Source organism: Maribellus maritimus (assembly GCF_022267315.1).
Classification (GTDB): domain Bacteria; phylum Bacteroidota; class Bacteroidia; order Bacteroidales; family Prolixibacteraceae; genus Draconibacterium; species Draconibacterium maritimum.
Map to the genome: position 1 here is coordinate 65,242 of NZ_JAIKLE010000012.1, position 20,579 is coordinate 85,820.

Here is a 20,579-nt window from a genome sequence, read left to right on the forward strand (position 1 = left end):
GCTAATCCTTCGAGAATTTTTGTGAAACACCGGTGAAAGACCCAAAAATCCCTGTTCCGCCATGAACATTGGAATACACAGGCTGAGGAGAATAAATAATGGGTGTATCTTCTGCATATAAATCCATCCGTTCCAGCAACAGGCTCGATTTCATATATTTATCCAGGTGATAATCGGTTGACAAAAGAAATACCGTGATAGGAGAATTAACACATTCCGGCCTAAATAAAATAGAAGTACTATCAGTCAGTTGATTATCGGAGAATCTTAAATAATAATCGTACTCAAATTTAAATGTGCCTTCACTTGTGTAGCGGTTAAAATCGTCAGCATATTCAAAATCAGAGGATATAATACAGGCAATATTTTTGTACTGATGTTCAGAAGCTCCCACATATCCGGTTGCTGTAATCCAATAGAAATTATCGTCATCATCGTTGTCCTCCAAAGAAACCTGATAGCCTTCTATTGATGAAGCCCGTTTTTCAAACCTAGCTTCTGTTTCTTTTGGAACAGTTGTTTCTCCCCAAATTTTACCGTCACCTGTTTCTGCTTCCAAACGGTATTTCAATCCCGGTTTTGGATTGTATACCAAAAAATAAGCGCCAGAATCTGAATAAGTAAAGTGCCCTAGTTCTTTATCATTCTCAAACAGTACGATTTCTGCGTCTCTTACTGCTTCAAACGATTCCGCTGAAGTAATATTCTTTGTTTTTGTGAGCCGGGCCACAACAGTATCCTTACTTGTATCAAGAATACTGTTTAAAACAAATTGTTGATTTTCTGAACCTATTTTTAAATCAACATTGCTAATACAGGCAAAAAATAAGAATATGCTCGTGCCGGGAAATAAAAATCGCCTAAAAATTTTTGCAGAAATCATAACATTTTGCTAATTCAATTTAAACAAAGGCACATTTATCTTTAGCTGCAGGTAGTTGTTTCGATGATTTATGCCCAAAGGGACTGAATAATCGAAAAATGAAAGGTGGTACGTTAATCCATATACATACTCCAGCATAACATCAAAAGCCTTAAAGTCGGCGCCAAATGCAAGACTGGTGTGATAAAAAATCTTTTTTAAGTAGCGGTCGGTAATATGAACATATTCCCAATCTTTTGAATAATAGGTTAAAGCATACAAATCGACACTCTCATCAAGCGATTTTGAGAAACCAAAAGCCGGATAAAAAAACAGCTTCTTATTCAAAAAAAGTTTAGCTCCAAGTGAAAACTGTAAATAATGAAATATTTTGTCGCCAAAGTTCTCTGCTACTGCAGCTTTATATCCGTACCCGGCTGACTCATTAAAAACCAATCCACTTTCCAAATAAATATTATTTACCGAAGTGGAAAGATATTTTGTCTCAAGTATTGGGTGAAACCGGGAAAACAAATCATATTCATAAAACACTCCGACTGAAAAACCTAACCCATTTCCGACTGAATTATTATTGATTGGATTCTCAAAAAATTCGACATGCGGATAAAAACGTGCAACTCCACCAGTAAAACCAATCTCGGTGGTTCGTTGAGCTTTTGCACCCAAATTGCACACTACAAGAAGGAATACAAAAATTGTTTGGTTTAAACTTTTCATAATATGGTACTATTTTGATTGTAAGTTTTAGCAAGAAATTATCTCAATCTGTATAAGGGAATCTGCACTTTCAACTGCAGGTATGTATTCCGGTGGGTGGTAGCAAACGGAACCGTTGGATCGTACACAATACGCTGATATTTTAGTCCGTAGGCATATTCAAGCAGAATATCAACTCCTCTGAGATTTACCCCTCCTCCAAGTTTTAAATTGTAAGTAGTTTTGTTGATATCTACATCACTGTTTAATGCCCGGGCAAACTCAAAGCCCGGATATACAAATAGCTTTTTATTCAGAAAGTATTTTATACCTCCCGAAATGGCTATTTGACTAAACGATGTGTTGTCGTAATTCCCGTAAATGGGTTGACGCTCATCACCAATCCCCCAGGGGCCTTCAGGATTTTTTTGCAAAAAAACGTCACTGGATAACTTGTAAAAATTTATTTCCACAATTTGGTGAATTTTGGGTTTCCAGTGGTCTTCAATAAATACTCCCGCCGACCAACCCCAGTCGTTATCCATGGAATTGTTTCGATTTGCCCCCATGTGCTGAGCCTCGGGATAAAAACGAGCAGCGCCCCCGGTGAGGCCAATTTCGGTGATACGTTGAGCCAATACCGGGTATACAGATAAAATAAATAATAGATTGAGTAAGAAAAGCTTTTTCATTTTGGGTTTATTTGGGTTTAAATTTCTGTTTGCCAGCTGTGTTTTACATCAAAAAAACTAAGTCCAAAAGTAACAAAGAATCGATATTGAAAATTTGAAACTATGTTAAAAACTAAATTCTAAAATGTAAAAAACAATAAATTAGTTGTACAGAAAAGTCAATCAGTTAAAGCTAATGTTTGTTATTTCTATCTGGCTGACAAAACACTTAATATTCCAAAATTCTGTCTGAAAAAACTTTTCATCACAATCTCTTTTGTTCTCTGTTTCAGTTTTACTCTTTTAAAAATTTTTAAGACGGATACAGATTTTCAGGGGAAAATATTTATCAGCTCCCGGTCTGTCTCTACTTAGTTTTTAATTTATCATACGATCCTGCCATCACGACAGAACACTAAAAGCTCCACAGCGGGTATTCCAACCTGATATAAATCTCCTGATGTTTGAATGATGCCATTAGATAATTCTGACTGTCTTCTATTTTTGCATATTTGGTGACATTATTAAACCCACGTTCAAATTGAACCGATATTCGTCCTTTTTTTAAATCAAATCCTGCCCCAAGTTTCCAGGTCATTTCCGTATTTTGCCCATTGTTGGGAACTTCCTGTAAACTCGTTAAAACAGAAATTCCGGTTGTTGCAAATATTTTCTTTCCGAAATTTTGACGAATTTCAAACGGAACAGCCAAATAATGCCACGTTACAGCAGGATGCAAATTGCTGTGTGCATAAACTTCAGTATGCAACAATCTATAATTGAGACCAATATCAACATGGGTTCTTCCGGACAATTGATAAGAAAGATAGGTCCCGATAGCTGACGAAAATCCCTGTTGTTTGTCACTACTTCCAAATATCCCTTCATTTATGGGGAAATAATAACCGGCGTTTGCAGTTGCTCCCAACTCGAAATTCTTTTGTGCATTTGTAATTCCTGTTGTAATGCTCAAAATCAAAAGACTTAAAATAATTTTTTTCATGGCTCAATTTTTAATATGTTCAAAAGACTTAAAATTCATATTTAAAACCAACTGAGGGGATAATTGGAAACAGTGAAACCTGTTTTACCTTACCTTCGCTTTTGTAATAATACCAAGGGTTCATCCGGTTGTACACATTGTAAACCGAGAACGACCAGGTAACACTTTTACTGTCGGTTTTTTGTTTTACAATACTGTAACCAATATCGAGATGATGGAATGTGGGCATTTTAAAGTTGTTGGGATTGTCGTAAGTTTGGCGTATAACTTCCCAGTCATAATGATAGTCAGCAAGTTCTCTGCCTGGAGTTAGCAGGCCTTCATATTCCACATCGGCTACACTTAAATTGTTGCCTGACTGTAATGTGAATCCTATTGAAAAAGAACGGGTTGTTTTCCATGATTCTTTAAACCTGTATTCTGCCAGAAAAGAAACATCATGACGGCGATCATATTTAAACGGAAACCAGTTTCCGTTGTTTAAACCAACATATTTTCTTTCGGACCACGACAAGGTATAGGACAACATGCCGGTTAGCCTGCCACTATTCTTTTGAGTCATAAATTCCATTCCGTAAGCCCTGCCTTCACCTACAAGAACATTTCTATCCCAGGCAGACTCTTTTGGATTTAAAAAAGCCACACCTTCATCGAACCGCACAACATCATGCATCCGTTTATAGTATCCTTCAATGTTAAACGAAATTTCATTGCGAATTTGTTTACTCAACCCCATCGTAAACTGCTGTGCCAACTGAGGCCCAACTTTATCGGTTGAAGCGACCCACAAATCAGTTGGCATTCCGAATGATGAATTGGTTAGCAAATGAATATTTTGAACCATCTGTGTATAGGATGTGGAAATATTTATGTGGGGAAATAATTCAAAACCGGCAGAAAAACGCGGCTGAATATGGAAGTAATTTTTCCCTTCCGTAAAATATCCTGATAAACGGCCTCCTGCATTTAGTTTTAATTTCCCCAGATCAAAAGCATTCTCAAAATACACATCGGCTCGGGCAGCCTGAGTTCTATTTTGATTATTAAACGAAATGTCCGATTCGGTACTTTTTACCTGGATAATGTTCGGGTTGAACACCAAGTGTGAAAGTTTTGAACCAAACCGAAACGTATATTGAGGAGAAACATAAAAATCAAAATCAGATTTAAACGATATATCCTGAAGTTCAGACGTTGTTTTAAACAACGTTTGTGTGTTTTTATCTTTTGCTTTTCCCAACTCATTATGTCGGAAACGGCTGTAGTAAAGAGAAAAATTCGAAAATAACTTTGAAGAAAACACTTTATTCCATCGCAATACAGTGGTTATGTTTCCCCAGTTATAGCGGTACCTCGATTTCCAATCGTTTCCTACCCTCGTATTTGAAAACAGATTATCTTTTCCTGTATAGAGGCTAAGATAGAGCCGGCTTCCCGGATTAAAAATCCAGTTGGCTTTTGTATTTAAATCATAAAAATAGTAACCGTATACCCCCCCTTCTCCATTCAATTTCTGAATAGCCGCCATGGGAATATCGAAAAATGTACGACGTGCTGAAACAATAAATGCGCCTTTATCCTGTTTAATGGGGCCTTCATATGTAAAACGTCCCGAAACCGGGCTAATGGAAAACACACCGCTGTTTTTGTTTAAATTTCCTTCTTTCATTGAAATGTCCAGCACCGAAGATAAACGCCCTCCATAGCGGGCAGGAATACCACCTTTTATAAGTACTACATCCTTAACGGCGTCAGTATTAAAAACGGAGAAAAAGCCCATCAGGTGATTTACGTTATATACGGGAACCCCATCCAAAAGAATCAGATTTTGATCTGCGCTGCCTCCGCGCACGTTAAAGCTGGCCGTATTTTCAGCCCCCTGTTTTATCCCAGGCATAAACTGGAGCGTTTTTAAAATATCATGTTCACCTAAAATAACCGGCGCCGATTCGATCATCTGCATTGTAATTCCGGGTTGGCTCAGTATGGATAACTCGGGATTACTTCGTTTTATTTCATGGCCTCTTACTTTAATTTCCTCTATCTCAATGCCTCTTTGCAGGCTGACATTTAGAAAAGTATCTTTCTCCAAATATAAAACCAAGGCCTTCTTTTTAAATCCCACAAATCGAATTTCCAGTTGGCAGTTGCCCTCCATATCGGTTAAACTAAAAAAACCATAATTGTTGCTCACCGTACCTTTTCCCGTAGTTTTATTAAATATTGTTGCCCCTGTCAACCGTTCATCCGAACTGCCGTCGGTTACATAACCGGAAATTGTATGTTTATTTTGGGCATTGATAAATAGTGGTGTAAAAAAGGCAAGAATCAATATAAAATTTTTCATGCTGCGGGGTTTACAATTTAACACTCGTTATGGCACAGGAACCAAATATCCCGTAACCGTTTTGAATATTTGAATACATTTGAACCGGCTCAAAAAAAGGCAAATCAGAGGTTTCTTTAATCCGGTTAAGGATTGAAGTTTTTATATACTTGTCATAGTGCTCATCAGCATTTAAAAAATGAACTGCTTCCGTATAACGGTATTCTGTCGCTTCAATAAAATCAGAAATAACAAAATCCATTGACTGTCCGTCGTACCCTTCGTCAGACAAACGCACACCCAAAAAAAGTGTAAAGCCGTATTTGACTTCTGTATCAATTTCTTTGTTAAAATCATCTATAAACAGTGTATTAATTTCCCGACCCCCTCCACCATATTTTACCCCGCTTACTACATTATTCTCATAAATCCAGTAATTATCTTTTCCGGGTTTATCTTTAAGCTGCACATTCAGGTTATAAACATCCAAGGTACTGTCATAAGAGGCATGTCCGATAATTTCTTTGGAATATTCAACAACCGGGAAATCAGGAAGGATTGTGGTGGCCGAAATGGTGTTATAACTGCCTGCTTCAGCAATAATTTTATATGTTTTCCCTTCTACCGGCCTTTTATTTATCAGGTACCTGCCGTTTCCCTGTGGTTCAAATATGCCGAATAACTCATTCCCTTCGTACAACGTAAGATTTCCGTTGTCAACCGTTTCAAATTTCCCTGAATTATCGAGGCGGTGCGACAAGGTTAATTTGGCGCTGACAACTGAATCGGGATTAAGAATACAATTCAAACACAATTTGGGTTCGTTGTCAAAATCGAGAGTAACCTCCTCTTCACAGGAGGAAAACAATATCCAAAATCCTAAAATAATTAAAAAACTCTTTTTTTTCATCAATCTGTTTCAATAAGAGCAGTGGATAAAACATCTTCTGCTTCCTGATTCTTTTTTAAAGTGTTGGGGTACTTTTTGCCCTTGAGACTATTATAAAAAACAAAACATCTGATATTTGTAAAAAACTACAAACATCTTATTTCTCGTTTTTCTTAATGCGTGTTATAAAAATATGTGCTACCGGCAGGGGTTCTGTCCTGGAGTAACAAGACGAAAATAACAATTAATCTTTTCTAAACCCGGTTTACTCAAAATAATTTTTTTGGGGGGGGGATTTAGAACCATTCTAATTTTCAGGAGGGGAAGCAAATTTGCATTTTCTTTCTGCTTGTGAGCGAATAAAAAAAGTAGCATGGAAGCGGGTTATTGCAGCAGTCCGGGGCCTACTGAATCGATCTCCTTTCAATCCATTCCAACACTCCCGACATTTCCTTTCAGCCAAAATTACGCTCCTGAAAAAACTTTTCATGACAATCTTTCTTGTTCTCTGTTTTAGTTTTATACTTTTGGGAATTTTTAAAATGGATACAGATATTCAGACAAAGATATTTTCCAGCTTTCAGGATTTTAAGGCACTTGTAAAAAAGTGGAGAGCAGATAACGAAACCATTGTATTCACCAATGGCTGTTTTGACGTTATTCACCACGGGCATGTTGATTCGCTGGAAAAATCGGCTCAACTGGGAACCAAACTGATTGTGGGGTTAAATTCCGATGAATCGGTAAGACTGTTAAAAGGCTTCGATCGCCCTGTAATGGATGAAAAGGCCCGCGCTATTATCCTTGCTGCTTTTGGTTTTGTTGATGCTGTTATTCTTTTTTCTGAGGAAACTCCTGCAAAATTGGTTGCGCAAATCAATCCCAATGTACTGGTAAAAGGGAAACAATACGAAGTTCATGAAATTGCCGGACACGACACGGTTCTAAAAAACGGGGGAAAAGTAATTACACTTGATTTGGTGCCGGGAGTATCAACCAGCGATATCATTCAAAAAATAAAAAGTCTGAAATAGACAACTTAAAGAAAAGAGATACCTTTGTGCAACTGAACGTTTAGCAACACAAAGAGCAACAAGGCTATGCCGGCAACAAAATCGATATACACGTGCCAGAACTGTGGTTTTCAATCTCCAAAATGGATGGGGAAATGCACTTCATGTGGCGAGTGGAATACTTTTTTGGAAGAAATTATTGAAAAAAAGAAAAGTGCCGCAAAAGTGGCTGCCCGGCACTTGGGAAACCAGCCGATAACATTGGAAAATATTCAAGCCGCAAAAACACAACGGATTGTTGCCGGAATTAAGGAATTCGACCGTGTACTTGGTGGCGGAATAGTTCCCGGCTCATTGATTCTTTTGGGCGGTGATCCGGGAATCGGAAAATCGACACTGGCTCTGCAGCTGGCACTTAAATTAAACAAACAAAAAATTTTGTATACATCGGGAGAAGAGAGTCTGCAACAGATAAAACTTCGTGCCGAGCGACTAAACATCAGCAACAACAATTGTCTTTTTCTGAGTGAAACTTCACTGGAAAATCTGCTCGCACATTCCGAACAAATTCAACCCGATGTTTTGATTATCGATTCCATTCAAACCATTTCAACAGAAAATATTGAATCTTCACCCGGGTCAGTTTCACAGGTTCGTGAGTGTACTTCGGCCATTTTAAGATTTGCAAAAAAAAGCGGAGTTGCAGTTGTTCTTATCGGTCATATCAATAAGGAAGGAAGTATTGCCGGCCCCAAAGTGCTGGAGCATATTGTAGACACCGTTTTGCAATTTGAAGGTGATACCAATTACATGTACCGGATTTTACGTTCGAACAAAAACCGCTTTGGCTCCACCAACGAACTGGGTATTTTTGAAATGCGCAGTGACGGATTACGGGAAATTACCAATCCTTCGGAGCAACTGATTTCAAAAGTAAGCGACGATGTGAGCGGCACAGCCATTGCTGCCACAATTGAAGGAATTCGCCCTATTTTAATCGAAATTCAGGCGCTGGTAAGTTCAGCTGCCTACGGAACACCACAGCGCTCATCCACCGGATTTGATTTACGCCGGCTAAATATGTTGCTGGCGGTTCTGGAAAAACGAGCCGGTTTTAAACTCATTCAAAAAGATGTGTTTCTGAATATTGCCGGCGGATTAAAAATAAACGACCCGGCTACCGATTTGGCTGTCATCTGCTCTATTCTCTCTTCAAATATCGACATTCCCATCGACCATAAAATTTGTTTTGCGGGCGAGGTGGGATTAACAGGCGAAATTCGTGCAGTAAACCGAATTGAACAACGAATAGCCGAAGCCGCCAAACTGGGGTTCAAAAAAATCATTATCCCCTCACTAAACAAAGGATTTGATGCATCCGGATTTGGAATTGATATTGTAAAAACCAGCCGTGTTGAAGAAGTCTTCAGAAGTATTTTCGGATAAAATAGCTTTTTTTAACCATTTGAATATTGAAAAGTCAAGGAACAATTTATAATTTGGCCCCCTGAATGAAAAAGAACATCATCATAATCATCTTTACAATTTTGGGTTTTGCAGCCTGCGACGAGCCAACGGTTGAAAAACCCGAGAATTTGGTCAAAGAAAACCAAATGATTGATATGCTTATCGATGTCCACCTTGCTGAAGCAACCTATTACAATCGCAACCGGCAGGATTCAACCATTAAAAACACTACATCCGCTGATTTTTACTACGCTATTTTAGATAAATACCAGGTTCCGGATTCTGTTTTTGAAAAATCGCTTATATTCTATCTTAGCAAACCCAAGAATTTTGAAAAAATGTACCGGAAAGTACAAAGCCGGTTAAGCGAAATGGAACAGGATTTATCGGGACGTAAAAACGAATTGCTTGAATTTGAGGATGAAAGATAATTCACCGTGAGGAAACTTTCTGCTACATATATTTTCCCCGGAAATAGTGCACCTGTAAAAAACGGAATTCTGATTTGCGAAGACGACGGAACAATTATTGAAATTCAGCAACAAAAAGAGAATCAGCCGGAACAGGCAGGTCTTGAGTTTTACAGTGGTATTTTAGTACCGGGTTTTGTAAATACCCATTGCCACCTCGAACTTTCGCACATGAAAGATGTAATCCCCGAAAAAACCAGTATCAGCGACTTTGTAAAAGACATCAACCGCTTACGCAATAACGAAACAAAAAATCAGGAGGAGATCGTTCGAAAGACCGACCGAAAAATGTGGGCCAACGGAATTGCAGCGGTGGGCGATATTGCCAATTCATCTGTTACGATTCCAACAAAGCTAAAAAGTAAAATTCAGTATCATACTTTTGTTGAATCATTTGGATTTCATCCTTCGCGAGCAGAAAAATCATTTTCAATCGCACAAGAGGTAAAAAATCAGTTTGCAGAAAACGGGCTGTCAGCGTCAATTACTCCTCATTCGTCTTATTCGGTTTCCGAACCACTTTTTAAAAAGATTAGGAAAGACGCAGCAACTGAAAAAAGTATGCTGAGTATACACAACCAGGAAAGTAAAGCCGAGGAACAATTCTTTGTCGACGGCACAGGTTCAATTTTACATCATTTTAAAAATAACCTCGGAATAGATACTTCGTTCTGGAAAGCCACAGGAAAAAGCTCCATTTCCTCTGTATTAAAACATTTGCCGGAGGAAAACCAACTTCTGCTTGTGCACAACACATTTACAAAAAAGAAAGATATTGAGAACCTGAAAGAGCACCGCTCGCTATCCAATACTTTTTTTGTTCTTTGTCCGCTTTCAAATCTGTACATCGAAAACCAACTGCCACCGGTAGAATTATTTCAAAACGAAAATCTTCCTATTTGTCTGGGAACCGATAGTCTGGCTTCCAATCATCAGCTTTCTGTTTTGGCAGAGATGCTTACTATCCAGGAAAATTTCCCGGGAATACATTTGGAAGAAATCATCCGGTGGGGATGTTACAACGGAGCAAGGGCACTTAAAATGGAAACACATCTGGGAAGTTTTGAAACAGGAAAGAAACCCGGAATTAATCTGATTACAGGCATCGATTTCAAGCACATGAAACTTACCGGAAGAAGCAAGTTAAAAAGACTTTCTTAGAAAAGTGTGAGTCGCAATCCGCAGGAAAAAATAACTCTTCATATTCGAAAATCGGAATTCTTCAGGCTATCTTTGCAAAAATTTTTAAGATGGCTACTTTTCTTTTTGATGAGATTATTTTTGGGCCGGTAAAAAGCCGGCGTCTTGGTGTTTCGCTCGGAATCAACCTGATGCCTACCCATACAAAAATCTGTTCTTTTGATTGTATTTATTGCGAATGTGGTCGCAATCCCAAAAAACGGGAAGAAAAAGCGAAACTGCCCGCTCGCGAAGAAGTGAAAAAAAGACTTGCCGAAGTGTTAAAAAAAATGGTAGCTGAAAGCCAGTTGCCCGATGTAATTACATTTGCCGGAAACGGAGAACCAACACTTCATCCTGAGTTTGCAGAAATAATTAACGACACCATTGAACTACGTAACCAGTTTACACCAAATGCAAGAATTGCAGTTTTATCAAATGCCACCATGCTTCACAAAAAACCGGTGTTCGGGGCGCTGAAAAAAATAGAAGACAACATTCAAAAACTCGATTCGGCATTTGAAAAAACCGTTGAACAAATGGATTGTCCACAGGGATATTTCAATTTGAAAAAAGTAGTGGAACAACTCACTGATTTTAAGGGAAACGTAATTATTCAAACCATGTTTATTCGTGGCTGCTACAAAAGGAAAACCATTGATAACACTACTGAAAAAGAGGTTTTGGCCTGGATTGAACTGCTCAAAAAAATAAATCCCAGGCAGGTAATGATATATACCATTGCCCGGGACACACCGATCGATACCCTGGAAAAAGTTCCGCTTCCCGACCTGAATCAAATAGCCAAACAAGTGGAACAAGCCGGATTCTCCGTGCAGGTTTCCGGATAGTTCCTACAAAATATTTGTAACGAAAAAGACTATCTATAAAGTCGTGCGGTACCACTCCGAGCTGCGGCCCAACCAGCGCATTCCCCCAACAAAACCCTTTAGTTTGAGCAGATCTTCGTTTTCCATCCAGCCGTAACAATCATAGGTATTCCCCGATTTTGGATCATAAATTGTTCCTTCTTTCCATTCTTCCTTTTTGGCATTGTATTCAAAACCGCTTAAAATCTGCAAGCCTACAATCGAACGATCGCGTAATTCCGGTTCCGGATTTTCCTTATCTTTTGGTGGTTGTCCGTTTTCATACTTTTCGGGAATCATATAAACTATGGTTCCGATATATTTCCCGTCCTTCTTTTCAACTTCAATTTTTGTCGTTTTCTCATCGTTCCACCAAACACCCAGAATTTTATCGGCATCCTGCGAAAATCCGGCGATAGCATACGTTGCCAGTAAAAAAAGAACAAATAACTTTTTCATACGTTAAGCTTTTTAGTTTACAATAAATTTCCTCTATTTTAGAAGTAAAGTCTATAGCTGAAATTGAATATTTTAATGGAATAAATATATAATTATTTGAAATTCAATTGGTAAATTTCCACGTCTTTTTTGAATTTCACTAAAAATACCAAAATGCGAACACTAAAACGAATTTTACTGGGTCTGCTGATTTTAATCGTCATTGTTGTTGCAGCCGGATACATTTTGTTAAAGAGTATGCAAAACGACGCCCTCCCCGACTACAACCGGGATTTAACATTTTCCCGGCTAACTGACAGCGTATCCGTTTTCCGTGATGAAAATGGAATCCCGCACATTTTCGCACAGAATGAAAAAGATTTATACCGCGCTGTTGGATTTGTAATGGCACAAGACCGCTTGTGGCAAATGGATTTATTACGCAGGGTCACACAGGGCCGGTTGTCTGAAATTATGGGGAAAGATCAGATAAACACTGATTTGTTGATGCGTTCGCTCCGCATTCAGGAAAAGTCGGAACAAATACTCCAAACATCGTCTCCTGAAATCGTTGCTGCGCTGGAGGCCTTTTCCGAAGGGTTTAACTATTTTATTGAACGAAATCCTCTACCCCCCGAATTTCGTGTTTTAGGGTATCATCCGGAATACTGGGAACCTGTTCACTCCATAAACTTAATTGGTTATATGGCCTGGGATTTAAGTTCCGGCTGGGGTTCTGAAATATTTCTGCACAACATCAAAAAAGAAATAAATCCCGAACAACTGGCAGAACTTATCCCCGACATGAAAAACCAGCCCACAGAAGTATTTCCGGATTTTACACTCCCGGAAGAAAAAATTGCTGAAACCTTACTATCTGCCAGTGAAAATCTGGAAAAAATGGGCATTGAAATTTTTCACGGAAGTAACAACTGGGCAATTTCGGGCAAAAAAAGTAAAACAGGCAAACCGATTCTGGCCAACGACATGCACCTAGGACTTTTTGCACCGGGAATATGGTATCAAATCCACCAAAGTGTACCGGGAAAACTAAATGTCACCGGTCTGGCCATCCCGGGCCAACCATTTATCATTGCCGGCCATAACGATTCCATTGCCTGGGGAATGACCAATGTAATGGTTGATGACCTTGATTTTTATGCCGAAAAACTGAACGAAGATTCAACAAAATATTTATTTGACGGCGAGTGGAAAGACCTTATCATTCAGGAAGAAATTATAAAAACCAAGGAAGGCGACGAAATTCATGAGACCTTAAAATTTACACACCGCGGGCCATTGGTAAACCGTTTTAAACACGAAAAAGAAACTCCGCTTTCCGTTCGTTGGCTTGGAAATGAAATGAGCAATGAAATACGGACTGTTTTCCTGTTAAACCGGGCAAATAACTGGAGCGACTTCCGCGATGCTGTAAAGACTTTTATTTCGGTGAGCCAGAATATTGTTTATGCCGATGTAGAAGGAAATATTGGTTTACAATGCAGTGCCGGAATTCCCGTTCGGGAAGGAAACGGCATTCAGATTTACCCCGGCGACAGCAGCAAATACGACTGGAAAGGTATTGTACCTTTTGAAGAACTTCCTTATGAATTAAATCCTGGGCGGGGTTATGTTTCTTCGGCAAATAACAAAACGGTTCCGGATGACTATCCCTATTACGTCAGTCACTGGTTTGCCGTGCCCAACCGGATAAACCGAATCAGGGAAATGTTGCAGGAAAAGGAAAAGCTGGGAATTGAAGATTTTAAAAAAATGCATGCCGATTACAAATCAAAAAAAGCGGAAAAATTTACTCCCGTTTTTCTTGAGGCATTGGCTGCTGCACCGGATCTGAATGAAACAGAAAAAGAGGCTCAGAAAAAACTCGCAACCTGGAATTTTGTGCTGACACGGGAAAGCCAGGCAACATCGGTTTTTGAAATATTGTACCGGAAAGTATGTGAAAATCTGGTGAAAGACGAACTGTCAGAAGAAAGTTTTAAAGCAATAAAAAGCCAGCGTTCAATGCTTGAAAACCTGATGTTAAGCATTTTATCAGGCAAAAAATCGGACTGGATTGACGATAAAAACACCACAGAAACCGAAACCTTTAATGATATAATCGTCCGCTCTTTTAAGGAAACGGTGGCAGATCTGACTGCTCAGCTTGGAAACAACGTGGAAGACTGGAACTGGAGCAAAATTCACACGTTTACCATGAGTCATCCTTTAGGAGTGGTAAATGCTCTGGATAAAGCATTTAAACTCAATCGCGGACCATACGGAGTTCCCGGAAGTTTTCATACGGTAAGCCCTTTTTCCTATTCCTATAATAACCTGTACACAGTAAATCACGGGGCTTCTCACCGCCATATTTTTGATGCAGGGAACTGGGATGCTTCCAAAACCATTATCCCGACGGGAACCAGCGGAATTCCTTCCAGTGACTTTTACCTCGACCAATTGGAAAGATATTTAAATAATGAATACCACGCAGATCCATTCTCAAAAACCGAAGTTAAAAAAGCAGCAACTTATAAAATGAGTCTAAAACCGGAATAATACACAACACGATATTATAAAAAGATTTTGAGCCTGTCGAAACCCGGCGGGCTCTTTTTTTGTTCAAGAATAAAAGACAGCTTATGAACATTCAAAAAAGTATATTACCTCCCCCAATATACGTCGTTTCAGGAGGGCGCGGACTTGCCGGAAACAATATGGTGCAATCATTACTTATCCAATATCCGGAGAATGACATCCCGGTGGTTATTGTTCCACATGTTTCTGACGAAGACCAGATTTTTGATGTGGTAATGCAGGCCAAAACCGACGGAGGTTTGATCACGCATACCATGGTAAACCCTGAACTCCGGTCTAAAATAAATGAACTTTGTAAAGAATTTAAAGTCAGAGTCGTCGATTTTATGGGAGATTTAGCCAACTATCTCGATTCGTCTCTGGAAGTGGAACCACTAAAACATCCCGGCCTGTACCGCGAAATCAACCAGCAGTATTTTGACAGAATCGATTCGATTGAATATACACTTTCACACGACGACGGTATGAGTCCCGAGCGCCTTAAGTCAGCAGAAATTATTCTGACCGGTGTTTCACGTGCGGGAAAAACACCGCTAAGTATTTACCTGGCTATGTATGGCTGGAAGGTTGCAAATGTTCCGCTTGTTAATGGCATTCAACCACCTCACGAATTATTTAAAGTGGATCCGCAACGCGTTTTTGGATTACACATCGGGGTTCATCAGCTCATCGCCCACCGAAAAAAGCGTCTCCTTAGCTGGAATAATCACCAGGATGAAAAGTACATCGATGAAAAATCAGTAAGAGAGGAAATACGAAATGCCATGTTTGTTTTTGACAAAGGTAATTTTACGGTTTTAAATGTAACAAACAAACCCATCGAAAATACGGCAAATGAAATTTTGAATATCATGTCGAAAAGGTTTTCCTACCGGGGCAGAAAGTTGGAATCGCCCTACCATGATCAGGACAAAACGCACTAAATTTTCACAAAAATATTTACCCTCCGCAAGTTTTGTTTTGTTGTTGTGTCTTACCTCAAAATAAAGAACAATTGTAAAAAAAGACACAAATGAAAAACAAATTTAGCTGGCGGGCATTTATTAGTTTCGGACTAAGTTATTCGTTTATTGTAATCATCGTTTCCGGAATTATTTTATACGTGGCTCCTCCCGGGAGGTATGCCCACTGGGTAAACTGGGAAATAGCAGGACTAACAAAAGAAGGCTGGCAGGCTTTACACACTGTTTTCTCTTTCAGTTTTGTTATTTTATCCGTCTTTCATCTTTTTACCATCAACTGGAAAGCATTTCTTTCCTACATAAAATCAAAAGCAACAAGCGGGCTGAATAAAAAACGGGAGTTTATTTTCTCCTCAGCTCTGTTTGTCATTTTCCTCTTTGGAATTCTTTTTTCGCTTCCCCCGTTCCAGTCTGTAATGGATGCAAGCGAATATTTTACAGACTCGTGGGAGAAAGCAGAAGAAGAACCACCCATTCCACATGCAGAATTACTTACTTTAGCCGAACTTGACGGACAACTAACGAATATTACGCTGGAAGAAATAACCAACAATTTATCGCGACATCAGATTAGCTTTAGCAATACGAACCAGCAAACATTAAGTGAAATTGCAAAAATTAACGGCACTACTCCACTGGAAATTTACAGACAAATTACCCGAAAACCGGAATCGCAAAGACAAGGATCGGGCATTGGAAGAAAAACCATCGAGGATTTTGCACTGGAGTTAAACAAAGACGCTGACGATGTTTTAAAGCTGCTGAAAGAAAACCGGATAAAAGCAGAAAAAGGTCAAACATTGCGCGATATTGGCGATAACAACAATATTCCACCTCGGGATATTTATGACCTGATTTCAAAAGAATAAAATCCCGAAGTTTTTTATTCAGCAAAATTAAGCTAATTTAAAAGATGTTTTTTCTGAATGACAGAAGCCGAAATCATAGAAAAACTTCAAAACGGTAGCGAACAAGCGTTTAAAGAGCTGGTTGACAAATACCAAAAATTGGTTGTAAATACCTGTTTTGGAATGCTGCATGATAAAGACGATGCCGAAGATGTGGCGCAGGATGTTTTTATCGAAGTTTTTCGTTCTGTTCAGAGTTTTAGGGCCGATTCAAAAATTTCGACCTGGTTGTACCGAATTGCTGTAAACCGCTCGCTGAATTTTATCCGCGACAATAAAAAACGCAAGTGGTTTCAATCGCTTGACGATACAGTGAAATCAAAAAATGCCATTTTTGAAAAATTTACTTCGGGAGACAGTGATGATGCTGATTTTAATCTTGAAAATAATCAGAGGGCAAATGTGTTGCATGAAGCTATTAACTCGTTACCGGAAAATCAGAAGGTAGCTTTTTCACTCAATAAATATGAAGACCTGTCGTATAAGGAAATTTCAGAAGTGATGGACCTTTCAGTTTCATCCATCGAATCGTTAATTCACAGGGCTAAAAAAAACCTACAAAAAAAATTATATACCTGCTACAAAAAAAAGTGTATTTAGGTGCAAGTTATAACTCAGAATTGTGTCATATAAACAACAAGCAAAAAATGAAATGCAAGACAATACATAAAAATTTAATTTTCTTTCTCGAAGGAGACTTACCGGAAAAAGAAGAAAAGCAAATTGAAGCACATATTTCAAGCTGTAACGAGTGTTCAGCGTTTGCACAAGACTTGAAAAAAACGCTTGGGATTATAGAAAAAGAAAAAACGACAGAAACAAATCCGTTCTTTTACACCCGGTTAAAAGCTCGTTTGGAATCTCAGGCTGAACCTGCAAAAGTTCCGTTCTGGAAACCGGTTTTGGTTAACATTATTCAACCGGTATTTTTCTCGATATTACTGATCGCCGGGATCTATACTGGTTTTAAAATTGCTACTCCTGTGCAGGTAAATACTGCTTCTGTACATTATACATCCGAAGAAATTTTTCCATATTTGAATGAAATGCAGTCGGAACCGATTGAAGGATTTTTAATGGAGTAAGCAATGGTAAAATCAAATAAATACAGGATTCTGATTTGGGCAATTGCCATTCTGCTGGCAACCAATATCTCCATGGGCTTTTCATTTTTTTATCACAAAATGCAGGATAAAAAAACGATGGAACAAACCGAAGAGGTAGCTATTGAAGTTCCGGCAGAGCGACGCACGCGTTTTTTTAGAGAACAATTAGACCTGCGTTTTGATCAGATGGATACTTTTCGTGAGTTGAACAGAAGTTTTAATCAGAAAGCCTGGAAAATTAACCACGACCTGGAAGCGCTGAGACATGAAATGGTTGAAGAAATGGGGAAAGAAAGTCCGGTTCAGACAAAACTCGATTCCATTTCAGTACAAATAGGAGAATTGCATACCGAACTAAAAAAAGAAACTATTGCCTATTATCTGGCGATGAAAAACGAATGCGATGAGCAACAGCGCGAAAAACTGAATGAAATTTTTATGTCGGTACTGCAAAAAAACGAAGATGTTAAATTACCAAAATACGGTAGAAACAGATTAAATAGAAGGTAAAAACAAAAATTCAATTTAAAATTTTAAAATCATGAAAATTAGCAAGTTAAAAAAATTTGCCGGGGTATTTTTTGCCCTCGCATTAGGAACAAGCACTCTTTTCGCTCAAGGGTGGAGAAACGGAAACAGAGCATTTGCTCAGAACAATGAAAGAGTTACCTGTGTAAACTATCTTCCCGATTTAACAGATGATCAGGTTGAATCCATCACAGCACTGGAGAACAAACACCAGGAACAAATGGATGTATTACGAGACAAAAGACGTGCAACAGCAAACTGGGATGAGAAAGATATCATCAGGGAAGAAATGTTGGAGAATGTAGTTGCACATCGAATGGAAGTAAAAAAATTACTCACTGAAGATCAACAAAAAGAGTACGAACTTCTTCAGTTACGTGGAAATAATTATAGAAATCAACGAATGGCTTATCAGCGCGGAAATGGGGCCGGATACGGAAACCAGCAGGGTTTCGCGAGAGGAAACAGAGGAGGATCCAGAGGGGCCGGATATGGCAGAGGATATTACAGAAATTGTCCACGGTTCAATTAAACAAACAACAGATTAATGTTATCCCCCAAGGTAACTTAACAATATTCAAACAAAAATTAATGTTATGAAAATCAGAAAACTATTATTCAACGCCTTTTTGGCCATCGGTTCAGTTCTAATGGTATCGTGTTCCGAAACAATCAGTCAGGTAGAAGAAACGCTGGCGACAGCCGATGAAGAAAAAAGTAGTGAAATAGCACTTGCTCCAGGCGATAGTTGTACTTTTTCAGGGAGTCTGACAGATGCAGAAGTTGCAGGACTGATGGAGATGCGCGAAGAAGAAAAACTGGCACACGATGTTTATTCTTCGTTTTTTGAAACCTACAACTATGTAATTTTCGACAACATTTCAAAGAGTGAAAGTGCACACACCAGTGCCGTTTTATACCTGATGTCAGGTTACGGACTCGAAGATCCGGCAACGGATGAAGCAGGTGTTTTTTCAAATCCGATGTTTAGTGAATTGTTCGCATCATTAACTGAAGATGGATCTGCAGGTCTTGTTGAAGCTTTAAAAGTGGGTGCATTTATTGAAGAGTTTGATATCAACGATTTACAAAACCACTTGGAGGAAACTCAAAATGAAGATGTAATTCGGGTTTACTCAAACTTACTACGTGGCTCTAAAAACCATTTGAAAGCCTTTACTTTTGCCTTGTCGCGCCAGGGCGAAACCTACACTCCTACTGTAATTACTGAAGAAGAGTACCACAAAATTCTTGACGATTCAAATACTTCAGAATGGACTCCGGGATATTACTATTACAATTCCAATGATTCTACTACTTGCGATGGAACCGGACCCAATTTTTAGTTCATATAAAAAACAGAAAACCAGAAGATCCCGGATTTACATCCGGGATTTTTTTATCCTATTTTTTATAACTTGTGAAAGATTTCCACAATTAATCTCACAAAATCTGTCCGTATAATACACACAACACTTTCAGTCAAAGAATGAAATAATCATTTTAGTATCAGGCATGTAACCCAAAAAAACCATTATTCAACTCTCTCTGGCATAATCTTTTATTAATTCTGTTTACTGAAAATTTTTTATAAACTGAAAATTAAAGAGTATGGGAAATATTTTTACTCCCGAGTTCTGGGAAACATTTGCAAAAAGCTTAACCAGTTGGATTGTGTCGGAATTACCTTCACTTGTAATTCTGGTCATACTACTAATTATTTCGCTGCGCGTCGGATTTTTTATGGTTCGAAAACTAAAATCTGTGCTCGCAAAAAAAACTGTCAACCGAAAAGAAGAGCCCAATCTGGAAGTAGAAAAACGTTTAAATACACTTATGGGAATTGTAAAAAAAGGAATTTCCATCGTCATTTGGGCTGTTTTTATTATGATTTTCCTCAAAAAAATAAATATTGACATTGCTCCCATATTGGCTGGTGCCGGAATTATTGGTTTGGCTGTTGGGTTTGGAGCACAGGAATTGGTTCGCGATTTTATCACCGGCTTCTTTATTTTGCTTGAAAACCAAATCAGAACCGGCGACGTGGCAATAATAAACGGGACTGGTGGATTGGTTGAAAAAATTGAACTCAGAACAATTACTTTACGCGACCTCTCGGGTGTGGTTCATATTTTTCAAAACGGAAAAATCAATACGGTTTCCAACATGACTAAAGATTGGTCGGCTATGGTTTTTGATATCGGCGTGGCTTATAAAGAAGATTTAAATAAAGTGATGAAACTGATGAAACAGGTCGCCGACGGAATGATGGAAGAAGACGCATACAAAAACAATATTCTTGAACCAATGGAGATTTTTGGATTGGACAGTTTTGGAGACAGCGCCCTTGTTGTAAAAGGTCGAATTAAAACAAAACCCATTCAACAATGGACAATTGGTCGTGAATACCGGAAACGCTTAAAAGAAACATTTGATGAACACCGGATTGAAATACCATTCCCACATCAAACGATTTACTGGGGCGAAGAAATTGAACCGTTAAAACTCACTATGGAAAAAGCAGAAGATAAGGCAAAAGAAAAAAAATAATAACGCAATAATATATAATA

21 protein-coding genes are annotated in these 20,579 nt (G+C 38.6%); 14 read left to right on the forward strand and 7 right to left on the reverse strand.

Going from position 1 to position 20,579, the window contains the following annotated elements:
• Position 1: 1 nt before the first annotated feature.
• From K5G00_RS12305 to K5G00_RS12330, 6 genes are all read right to left on the reverse strand, one after another.
• A complete protein-coding gene (locus K5G00_RS12305; protein ID WP_238766461.1) occupies positions 2 to 883 on the reverse strand; it encodes a DUF4249 domain-containing protein in 882 nt (293 codons plus the stop codon).
• A 9-nt stretch (positions 884 to 892) separates the two neighbouring features.
• Positions 893 to 1,600 carry a hypothetical protein gene (locus tag K5G00_RS12310; protein WP_238766462.1) on the reverse strand — a complete coding sequence of 236 codons (708 nt, stop codon included), beginning with the start codon at positions 1,598 to 1,600 and terminating at the stop codon, positions 893 to 895.
• Positions 1,601 to 1,638: 38 nt separating this feature from the next.
• On the reverse strand, positions 1,639 to 2,271 hold the full coding sequence (locus K5G00_RS12315; protein WP_238766463.1) for a hypothetical protein: 633 nt from the start codon (positions 2,269 to 2,271) through the stop codon (positions 1,639 to 1,641).
• Between the two features lie 394 nt (positions 2,272 to 2,665).
• Positions 2,666 to 3,253: a hypothetical protein gene (locus K5G00_RS12320; RefSeq protein ID WP_238766464.1), complete on the reverse strand. Its 588-nt coding sequence runs from the start codon at positions 3,251 to 3,253 to the stop codon at positions 2,666 to 2,668.
• Positions 3,254 to 3,281: 28 nt separating this feature from the next.
• Positions 3,282 to 5,600, reverse strand: a complete 2,319-nt coding sequence (locus K5G00_RS12325; protein WP_238766465.1) for a TonB-dependent receptor — start codon at positions 5,598 to 5,600, stop codon at positions 3,282 to 3,284.
• A 10-nt stretch (positions 5,601 to 5,610) separates the two neighbouring features.
• On the reverse strand, positions 5,611 to 6,489 hold the full coding sequence (locus K5G00_RS12330) for a DUF4249 domain-containing protein (RefSeq protein ID WP_238766466.1): 879 nt from the start codon (positions 6,487 to 6,489) through the stop codon (positions 5,611 to 5,613).
• A 521-nt stretch (positions 6,490 to 7,010) separates the two neighbouring features.
• Between K5G00_RS12330 and K5G00_RS12335 the strand changes: the two genes are divergently transcribed.
• The 5 genes from K5G00_RS12335 to K5G00_RS12355 all read left to right on the forward strand — a co-directional run bounded on the left by K5G00_RS12335 (position 7,011) and on the right by K5G00_RS12355 (position 11,448).
• Complete coding sequence (locus tag K5G00_RS12335) at positions 7,011 to 7,502, forward strand: adenylyltransferase/cytidyltransferase family protein (RefSeq protein WP_238766467.1); 492 nt, start codon at positions 7,011 to 7,013, stop codon at positions 7,500 to 7,502.
• 66 nt (positions 7,503 to 7,568) lie between these two features.
• The gene (gene radA / locus K5G00_RS12340) at positions 7,569 to 8,927 is read left to right on the forward strand and encodes a DNA repair protein RadA (RefSeq protein WP_238766468.1); all 1,359 of its coding nucleotides are present in this window, start codon (positions 7,569 to 7,571) and stop codon (positions 8,925 to 8,927) included.
• 65 nt (positions 8,928 to 8,992) lie between these two features.
• Entirely contained in the window at positions 8,993 to 9,379 is a 387-nt protein-coding gene (locus K5G00_RS12345; protein WP_238766469.1) for a DUF4296 domain-containing protein, read from the forward strand.
• A gap of 6 nt (positions 9,380 to 9,385) precedes the next feature.
• A complete protein-coding gene (locus K5G00_RS12350; protein ID WP_238766470.1) occupies positions 9,386 to 10,579 on the forward strand; it encodes an amidohydrolase family protein in 1,194 nt (397 codons plus the stop codon).
• An 89-nt stretch (positions 10,580 to 10,668) separates the two neighbouring features.
• Complete coding sequence (locus K5G00_RS12355) at positions 10,669 to 11,448, forward strand: radical SAM protein (protein WP_238766471.1); 780 nt, start codon at positions 10,669 to 10,671, stop codon at positions 11,446 to 11,448.
• Between the two features lie 33 nt (positions 11,449 to 11,481).
• On the opposite strand, the gene K5G00_RS12360 is transcribed toward K5G00_RS12355, so the two are convergent.
• Positions 11,482 to 11,925: a DUF2147 domain-containing protein gene (locus K5G00_RS12360; protein WP_238766472.1), complete on the reverse strand. Its 444-nt coding sequence runs from the start codon at positions 11,923 to 11,925 to the stop codon at positions 11,482 to 11,484.
• A gap of 153 nt (positions 11,926 to 12,078) precedes the next feature.
• Here K5G00_RS12360 and K5G00_RS12365 point away from each other — a divergent pair, with 153 nt between their 5' ends.
• The 9 genes from K5G00_RS12365 to K5G00_RS12405 all read left to right on the forward strand — a co-directional run bounded on the left by K5G00_RS12365 (position 12,079) and on the right by K5G00_RS12405 (position 20,559).
• Positions 12,079 to 14,466, forward strand: a complete 2,388-nt coding sequence (locus K5G00_RS12365; protein ID WP_238766473.1) for a penicillin acylase family protein — start codon at positions 12,079 to 12,081, stop codon at positions 14,464 to 14,466.
• Positions 14,467 to 14,549: 83 nt separating this feature from the next.
• The gene (locus K5G00_RS12370; protein WP_238766474.1) at positions 14,550 to 15,428 is read left to right on the forward strand and encodes a pyruvate, water dikinase regulatory protein; all 879 of its coding nucleotides are present in this window, start codon (positions 14,550 to 14,552) and stop codon (positions 15,426 to 15,428) included.
• 89 nt (positions 15,429 to 15,517) lie between these two features.
• Complete coding sequence (locus K5G00_RS12375; protein WP_238766475.1) at positions 15,518 to 16,336, forward strand: DUF4405 domain-containing protein; 819 nt, start codon at positions 15,518 to 15,520, stop codon at positions 16,334 to 16,336.
• A gap of 57 nt (positions 16,337 to 16,393) precedes the next feature.
• On the forward strand, positions 16,394 to 16,975 hold the full coding sequence (locus K5G00_RS12380) for an RNA polymerase sigma factor (RefSeq protein WP_238766476.1): 582 nt from the start codon (positions 16,394 to 16,396) through the stop codon (positions 16,973 to 16,975).
• A gap of 47 nt (positions 16,976 to 17,022) precedes the next feature.
• On the forward strand, positions 17,023 to 17,460 hold the full coding sequence (locus K5G00_RS12385) for an anti-sigma factor family protein (protein WP_238766477.1): 438 nt from the start codon (positions 17,023 to 17,025) through the stop codon (positions 17,458 to 17,460).
• 3 nt (positions 17,461 to 17,463) lie between these two features.
• Complete coding sequence (locus tag K5G00_RS12390) at positions 17,464 to 17,991, forward strand: hypothetical protein (protein WP_238766478.1); 528 nt, start codon at positions 17,464 to 17,466, stop codon at positions 17,989 to 17,991.
• 31 nt (positions 17,992 to 18,022) lie between these two features.
• Positions 18,023 to 18,541, forward strand: a complete 519-nt coding sequence (locus K5G00_RS12395; protein ID WP_238766479.1) for a hypothetical protein — start codon at positions 18,023 to 18,025, stop codon at positions 18,539 to 18,541.
• A 64-nt stretch (positions 18,542 to 18,605) separates the two neighbouring features.
• Complete coding sequence (locus tag K5G00_RS12400) at positions 18,606 to 19,355, forward strand: DUF2202 domain-containing protein (RefSeq protein WP_238766480.1); 750 nt, start codon at positions 18,606 to 18,608, stop codon at positions 19,353 to 19,355.
• Between the two features lie 265 nt (positions 19,356 to 19,620).
• Positions 19,621 to 20,559, forward strand: coding sequence for a mechanosensitive ion channel family protein (locus K5G00_RS12405; RefSeq protein ID WP_238766481.1), 939 nt, complete (start codon positions 19,621 to 19,623; stop codon positions 20,557 to 20,559).
• Positions 20,560 to 20,579: the final 20 nt, after the last annotated feature.